Origin of the sequence: Rhodospirillum sp. A1_3_36, from assembly GCF_047263945.1 — a bacterium.
Taxonomy (GTDB): domain Bacteria; phylum Pseudomonadota; class Alphaproteobacteria; order Rhodospirillales; family Rhodospirillaceae; genus Rhodospirillum.
The window spans coordinates 1-6821 of sequence record NZ_JBLAVB010000047.1; the positions used below are offsets into that span (position 1 = coordinate 1).

At 53.6% G+C, this 6821-nt stretch carries 3 protein-coding genes and 4 pseudogenes; 4 read left to right on the forward strand and 3 right to left on the reverse strand.

Going from position 1 to position 6821, the window contains the following annotated elements; translation table 11 throughout:
- Positions 1–117: 117 nt before the first annotated feature.
- Positions 118–1307 (reverse strand): annotated as a pseudogene (locus ACLIRY_RS26245) (IS3 family transposase).
- A gap of 398 nt (positions 1308–1705) precedes the next feature.
- On the opposite strand from ACLIRY_RS26245, the gene ACLIRY_RS26250 reads away from it, so the two are divergent.
- The 3 genes and pseudogenes from ACLIRY_RS26250 to ACLIRY_RS26260 form a co-directional block, all read left to right on the forward strand.
- Positions 1706–2368 carry an AAA family ATPase gene (locus ACLIRY_RS26250; RefSeq protein WP_413208384.1) on the forward strand — a complete coding sequence of 221 codons (663 nt, stop codon included), beginning with the start codon at positions 1706–1708 and terminating at the stop codon, positions 2366–2368.
- Positions 2350–2685 (forward strand): hypothetical protein, encoded by a 336-nt coding sequence (locus tag ACLIRY_RS26255; RefSeq protein WP_413208385.1) that lies wholly within the window; start codon positions 2350–2352, stop codon positions 2683–2685. The genes ACLIRY_RS26250 and ACLIRY_RS26255 overlap by 19 nt, the downstream gene beginning before the upstream one ends.
- Before the next feature lie 264 nt (positions 2686–2949).
- A pseudogene (locus tag ACLIRY_RS26260) lies at positions 2950–3060 on the forward strand (IS5/IS1182 family transposase); the annotation flags it as partial.
- A 42-nt stretch (positions 3061–3102) separates the two neighbouring features.
- Here the strand turns inward: ACLIRY_RS26260 and ACLIRY_RS26265 are convergent.
- Positions 3103–4308: an IS256 family transposase gene (locus ACLIRY_RS26265; protein ID WP_413208386.1), complete on the reverse strand. Its 1206-nt coding sequence runs from the start codon at positions 4306–4308 to the stop codon at positions 3103–3105.
- Between the two features lie 64 nt (positions 4309–4372).
- Between ACLIRY_RS26265 and ACLIRY_RS26270 the strand changes: the two are divergent.
- Positions 4373–4540 (forward strand): annotated as a pseudogene (locus tag ACLIRY_RS26270) (IS5/IS1182 family transposase); the annotation flags it as partial.
- Positions 4541–5311: 771 nt separating this feature from the next.
- Here the strand turns inward: ACLIRY_RS26270 and ACLIRY_RS26275 are convergent.
- Positions 5312–6372, reverse strand: a pseudogene (locus ACLIRY_RS26275) (IS630 family transposase).
- Positions 6373–6821: the final 449 nt, after the last annotated feature.

Below are 6821 nucleotides of genomic sequence, written 5' to 3' on the forward strand. Positions count from 1 at the left end.
CGTAAACCGACAACTGTATCGTCGTCCATGGCGTATCACTCCCTCGTTGGAGATGTGGAAGGCGTCAGACACCTCCACGATACGCCACCCCCTCATCTCTGCGTCACCCAGTTTCGGTCATAGCTCTGCGGCGGCCCCTGTCGGCTGTAGGGGCGAGCGTAAGCGAGTCCCGGAAGCCGACAGGGGCCGTTGGTAAATTTCGTTGGGCGTAGCGTAGTCCAGAGCTTGATGGGGGCGCCGGGCGTTGTAGGCCTCGATCCAAGCCCGGATCCCGGCTCTGGCGTCGCTCCCCGTCTCATAGGCCTTCAGGTAGACCTCCTCGTATTTCAGGCTGCGCCAGAGGCGTTCCATGAAGATGTTATCCATGCACCGCCCCTTACCGTCCATACTGATGCGGACTCCGGCCCCCTTTAGGACTTCGGTAAAAGCGAGGCTGGTAAATTGGCTTCCCTGATCACTGTTGAAGATTTCCGGCGTCCCATGGGTTTCCAAGGCTTCCTGGAGGGCGGCGATACAGAAAGCGGTATCCATGGTGTTGGACAGGTGCTAGGCCAAAACCTTGCGGCTGTGCCAATCCATGATAGCGACCAAATACAGAAAGCTGCGACGCATTGGGATATAGGTGATATCCGTCGCCCAAACCTGATTGGGGCGGGTGATGGTCAGGCTGCGGAGCAGATAGGGATACACCCGGTGTTCCGGATGGGGGATCGTGGTTCTCGGGCGCCGATAGATCGCCTGGAGGCCCATGAGCGCCATCAGACGATGAACCCGTTTACGCCCGACGGACCAGCCATCCTGCCGCAACAGGGCCGCCATCCGGCGACTACCGAGAGAGGGCATGTCCAGGAAGTGACGGTCAATGCACCCCATCAGCGCTCGATCCTCCACGTTCTTTGGACTGTCGTCATTGGCGGGGCGGGAATACACGGATGATCGGCTGATGCCGACCAAACGACATTGACGGCTCAGGCTCAATTTCGGTTCCGCAAGTGAAATCATGGCTCGGCGCTCCTTTTGGCTCAGCGCTTGAGCTTGACGGACAAAAAATCGTTTTCGACCTTCAACTGGCCGATTTGCTTGTACAATTCGTCAACAAGGCCCTCTTTTTCTTGATCGGCTTTCGTTGCCCCCTTCTCGAATACCGAAGAAGCTTGTTCCATCAGGGTGCGTTTCCAGCCATTGATCATGGTCGGATGAACATCGTATTTGGCACTTAATTCCGACACTGTCTTCTCGTCGGAAAGGGCCTCCATCGCAACCTTTGCTTTGAAGGATGCGCTATGATTGCGACGCGTCTTGCTCATGTCTGTTTCTCCTGGTGGCACCAGAAGAAAAACCTAGAGCTTACCAACCTGTCCACTTTTCTGGGACCACCTCAGTTATGGCGTATCACTCCTTCATTGGAGATGTGGAAGGCGTTGAACACCTCCACGATACGCCATCCCCTTCTCAACCCGTCACCCAGTTTCGGCCATAACTCGCAGGTCGCGCATCTGATGTCGAAGGCCCAGCTCTCAATTTATGGAGCCTTCGACAGGTAGGGGACGAATTAGATGTGTGTTGTTAGATGTGTGTTGTTAGATGTGTGTTGTTAGATGTGTGTTGTTAGATGTGTGTTGTTAGATGTGTGTTGTTAGATGTGTGTTTTTTGTTGTTAGATTTTATATACGCGCATATCGTCTTGAAAAATAGGAGGCACCCCATGGCTCAAGTGATTAGCGCAGTTCAAGAAAAGGGCGGGTCCGGTAAGACAACACTGCTAGCCAGTCTGGCCGCTTCGTTTATACGGGATGGCGCCAAGGTAGCTCTTGTAGATACCGACCCTCAGCGAAACCTCTACCAATGGGCTGCGAAAGAGAAGATCCAAGCTGACTTTCTAGCTGAGCTCGACGACACTCGGCTTACGCCAACTCTTCAGCAACTCCGTCCGGAATATGATGTGGTGATCTTGGATACGGCGGGCTTCAAGTCTACTATGGCCGTTTACGCGATCGCCGCATCCGACTTGGTTCTGATCCCGTCTAAGGCGACTGAGACGGATGCCAAGGGTGCCCTGAAGACTTTCCAGCACGTGTTGAGTGTCAGTACTGCCCTGGGTAAGGCTGTAACTACTCGTCTAGTTATGATGGACATTGACCAAACTACCAATATAACAACAGCCGTTCTTAATGCATTCGACAACGCAGGGGTACCACGCCTTAAATCCTTGTGCGCTCACCGCACCGGCTTCAAGGAAATGTTCAGCTCCGGAGATGGGCCGAACGGATCCGCTAAAACAGCATTCCTGCAGGTGTTGGCTGAGCTACAAACCGAAGGCCTATTGGACTTCTATGCAAAGGGAGCATTATGGGTAAAATCAGCGTAAATCTTGGGCTTGAAACAGAGGAGCCCGAAGCCTCGAAGGCTCGCCCTGTCGCCCCCAAAGCCTCAACCGATCAAACGGCCGCCTTAGCCGAGCTAGCTTCCGGTCTGCCGAGCCCGTCGCAGGCCCGTAAGGACGCCATTCGCAAAGCTCCTAGGAAGGCCTGGACATTCAACAATATGCCTGTTCCGATCAAAGAAGCCTTTGAAGTCGAAGCTGACCGCCGCGGCATGACAATGAAAGAGTTTTTCCTTCACTGCCTCCGATCTGGTGGCCTGGACATTCCAGAATATGATGAGATAGATGGGCGTCGTAAGTAATTATTCTAATAATACAATTGTTAATTTATTATTTTAAGAAAATAGCCAGTTTTGGCTATTTTCTTAAGAAAAATTAGTGGAGAATTCTACGATTGACCTGAAGTTATCGGCGGTTTTTCGCATCTGAGCGCGACCTGCTTGAAGCGTTTAAGTGTCTGTCCGGAGAGTTTATGAATCGATAGAAACTGTTGGCATTTTTCATCTTGCCCGGGTGGAGTCGGCTGTAATTCCTTGTACGACACCATTTCTCATAGGAGGGTGCCGATGTGGACCGCCGAGAACCGTTCCCACTACAACTGGGATCACCTGCGCTATCCGAGCGACCTGACCGATGAGGAATGGGCGTTGATCGAACTGATGATACCGCCGGGGAGAGTGTCCGCTTATGTGTGTATGGGATTTGGCCCCATGCCCGTTTCACGCGGTGACCCGCTCACCGAACATGATAGCGAATTGTTTGGGGGCCGCCACCCATTCCCTGACGGCCCTGCCTTTCTTCTCGAAATTGCGGATGGCCAGATAAACCAGCTTCAACGCTGCGTCCTCCGTTGGGAAAGAGCCTCTTGTTTTCAAGGATTTGCGGATCACCCGGTTCAGGCTTTCGATGGCATTGGTCGTATAGATGATTTTCCGGACGGACAGGGGAAAGGCGAAGAAGGGAATGACCTCGGTCCAGGCCCGGCGCCAGGCCGGAGCGATGGAAGGGTACTTCGCCCCCCATTGTTCCTCGAACCGGTCAAGCTGGTCGGCGGCCAGTTCCGCTGTGGCCGCCTCGTAGATTGGCCGAAGCGCCGCAGCCACGGCTTTCCGGTCTTTCCAGTTACCAAAATTCATGGAATGGCGCACCAGATGGACGATGCAGGTCTGCACGAGGGCGTCCGGGAAGGCCGCCGTGATGGCCTCGGGGAACCCTTTCAGGCCGTCCACGACGGAGATCAGGATGTCTTGCACCCCACGATTGCGAAATTCATTCATGATGGAAAGCCAGAACTTCGCCCCCTCGTTTTCTGCGATCCAGAGCCCGAGAACCTCGCGCTGGCCCTCCCGATCGACGCCAAGGGCCACATAAACGGCCTTGTTCTTGACCAGTCGGCTGTCGGGATCTCGGATCTTCACGCGGAGAGCGGCGAAAAAGACGAGAGGATAGACCCGATCCAAGGCCCGGCCTTGCCACGTTCGAACCTCGTCGAGGACCGCGTCCGTCACCCGGCTGATCAAGTCCGGGGAAGCTTTCAAGCCATACAAGTCTTCAAGGTGCCCCTGGATATCCCGGACACTCATACCCCGGGCATAGAGGGCGATGATCTTCTCGTCGATCCGCGTCTGTCCCTTTTTCACCAACTCCGGTGCGAAGCTGCCGTCCCGGTCTCGAGGGACCGCCAGGGACATCTCGCCGCTCTCGCCCTTGACCCGTTTGCGAGTGGTGCCATTGCGGCGATTATCCTGGCCCTCTGGAGGCTTGTCCCTCGCTTCGTAGCCAAGATGCGCCGTCAATTCCCCGCCGAGCATCCGCTCCATCAAACGGACCTTCAGGTCCTTCAGGAGGCCCGCTTCGCCTAACAGATCCTCCGGGCGCTCGTAGCCCTTCAAAAGTTCCTCAATAAGCTGATCGGATATTGTCATTCCTGCCTTCCTTCTCTTTCAGGAAAGCATGGAACCTTAAACCCGTACGCGGAAGACCGGACACTCCCAAGCGGATTTCGAGTACGCCATGGTTGACGGTACTATTATCCGCGTTCACCGTCACGGCCAAGGCGCGAAAGGGGGACTCAAAGTCAGGCAATCGGCAAAAGCCGGGGCGGCCTGACCACCAAAATCTTGGCGTTGGTCGATGGGCTGGGACAATTGGTTCGCTATGCTCGCCTTCGCCATGATGGCCGTCATCCGATACCACGCCAACGCCACGGAACCACACAAAAAAACGCTGTCGCGTCGGCCGACCAACAAGCCTCCCTGATCCGATGGTCGATCCAGGAAATCCGCCGCATCGCCACCAAGCTCGCGCAACGACGCATCCAGCCCGCCCACGTCTTCGCATGGTCTCTGTGGCGACGCGCACACCAAGCCCGGCGCGCTCATCTTAAAAGAAAAATGCAACTGTAATGCTAGTCCGCCTAAAACATCACAGGTGAAAGCTGCTTAAACGCAGCGAATCCGTGTTCCATTGGTGTTCACACGTTCCGATATCGTAATATACCGCCATGGGCGGCTCCTTTTTATAAGATCGCTTGAATGTGGATAAGTCTTGCTCATATTGGCTTTCCTGTGGATAACTTATCCCCGAATTTCTCACAATAACCCCCGAATCTCTCACAATAGCCCCCGGATTCCTCATCCTACGCCCCGAAAACCTCATCGGAGTCCCCGAATTTCTCACATTATTAAAGGTAAGCTTCTATTCTAACTTGATAATTAGCTTCTGAATCTTTGAATCTTGAATATAGAATTAAAGAACACATTAAGATAGGAACGACAAATAATAAAAACCAGATGAATTATGACTAAAGTTTAAGCGATACGGTAAAAATGATCTATACTATAGGGTTGGTAGTTAAAACCTTCTACATCTTCAAAGAGCAATCTGATACATAACGATCAACAATATGATTATACCAAGCTGCACTGATCAGAACCCATGAACCCATTTCCGCAGACCGATGGACATGATTTTCCAAGGCTGTTCGACGAGCTTGTTCCATACCTCACAGCAGAGATCGAGGATCTGCTGATAGGACGAGAAGATCCGGTTTGATAGCCAGTTTTCCCCTATGAATTGCCAGATGTTCTCGACTGGATTGAGTTCCGGAGACCGTGGCGGCAGGGGAAAAAGGGTGATATTGGCGGGAATGTCCAATGTCTCGGTCGTGTGCCATCCCGCCTGATCGACGATGAGAACGGCATGGGCTCCCGGCGTGACTTGGGAAGCGATTTCGTCCAGATGCCACTGCATGGCCCGGGTGTCGCATCGGGGCAGAACCAAGCCCGCACCAACACCGCGTTTAGGACAAATCGCCCCGAAAAGATAAGCGGACTTCGTCCTTTGATCCTTGGGCGCGCTCGGTCTGGTGCCCCGTTTGGCCCAGCGCCGGGTGATCTTGGTCTTTTGCCCAACGCGCGCTTCATCCTGGAACCAGACTTCTACGTCCGTTCCCGCTGGGAGCCCCGCGCGGACTTTTGCCATGACGGAGGGGAAGTTTTTTTAAAATCCTCCATGGCCTCCGGGTTTTGCCCATGGTGGCGGGGACAGGCTGAAAGCTTGCGATAGCCCATGCCTTTGAGGGCCTTGCCGACGGTCGTTTCATCCAAGGAGATCCCAAATTCTTCGTGGATCCAGGCGACAAGATCCTTCAGACGCTATCGGACGACGCCATCCACCGCAGGGATGGGGCCTCACTCGACCAAATCGACCAAAGCTCGTAATTGCGCGTCATTCAGCTTTCGGGTGGGGCCGGGAGCCTTTCGATCCAGAAGGCCGTCGGAACCGTCGGCGTTGAAACGCACCACCCAGTCCCGCACGATCTGAAGGCCGACACCGCCAACCTTGGCGGCCACGCTTCGACGTTCTCCGTCGTAAATCTCGGCCAAGGCAAGAAGTCGACGGGTTTAGTTCGCGTCTCGTGACCCTGTCGCCAAGCAGCGAAAGGATGCTCCGTCAAAATCCGCACGAAGGGATGTCGGGTTTCCCATAGCAAGTCTCCTCTGGCTTGCCATGGTGAATCATATTTTGCCCTTCAGGGGAATCCCCGTCGAGAGTCACGACCCAGTCAGCTTGGTATTACTAATTCCGTTAACTTTTCACAGTGACCAAGATTCAAAATCTGGAAGACATCAAGCACTTCCACGATACGCTCTCCATCCCCCAGTTTTGGCCATAACTCTAGAATTCAATATGTAAAAGTATGAACTTAACCTGATAAAAACCTCATACTTGACAAACATCACATTAATAAAATTATTTTTTTATCTATAGCATTTATTTAAATAAATGTCTATTTCATGATGCGACAAAAACGTAATTGCTCACGGGGTTGGCGGCAGGCGCCTCAAGCGAGTGCGAAACTGCCCTGGATGAGATCGCGGATAGCGTCCAGCGGCGCTTGCCCCTTGAGCCTGGCGGTTCCGGTGACGGATCTGTA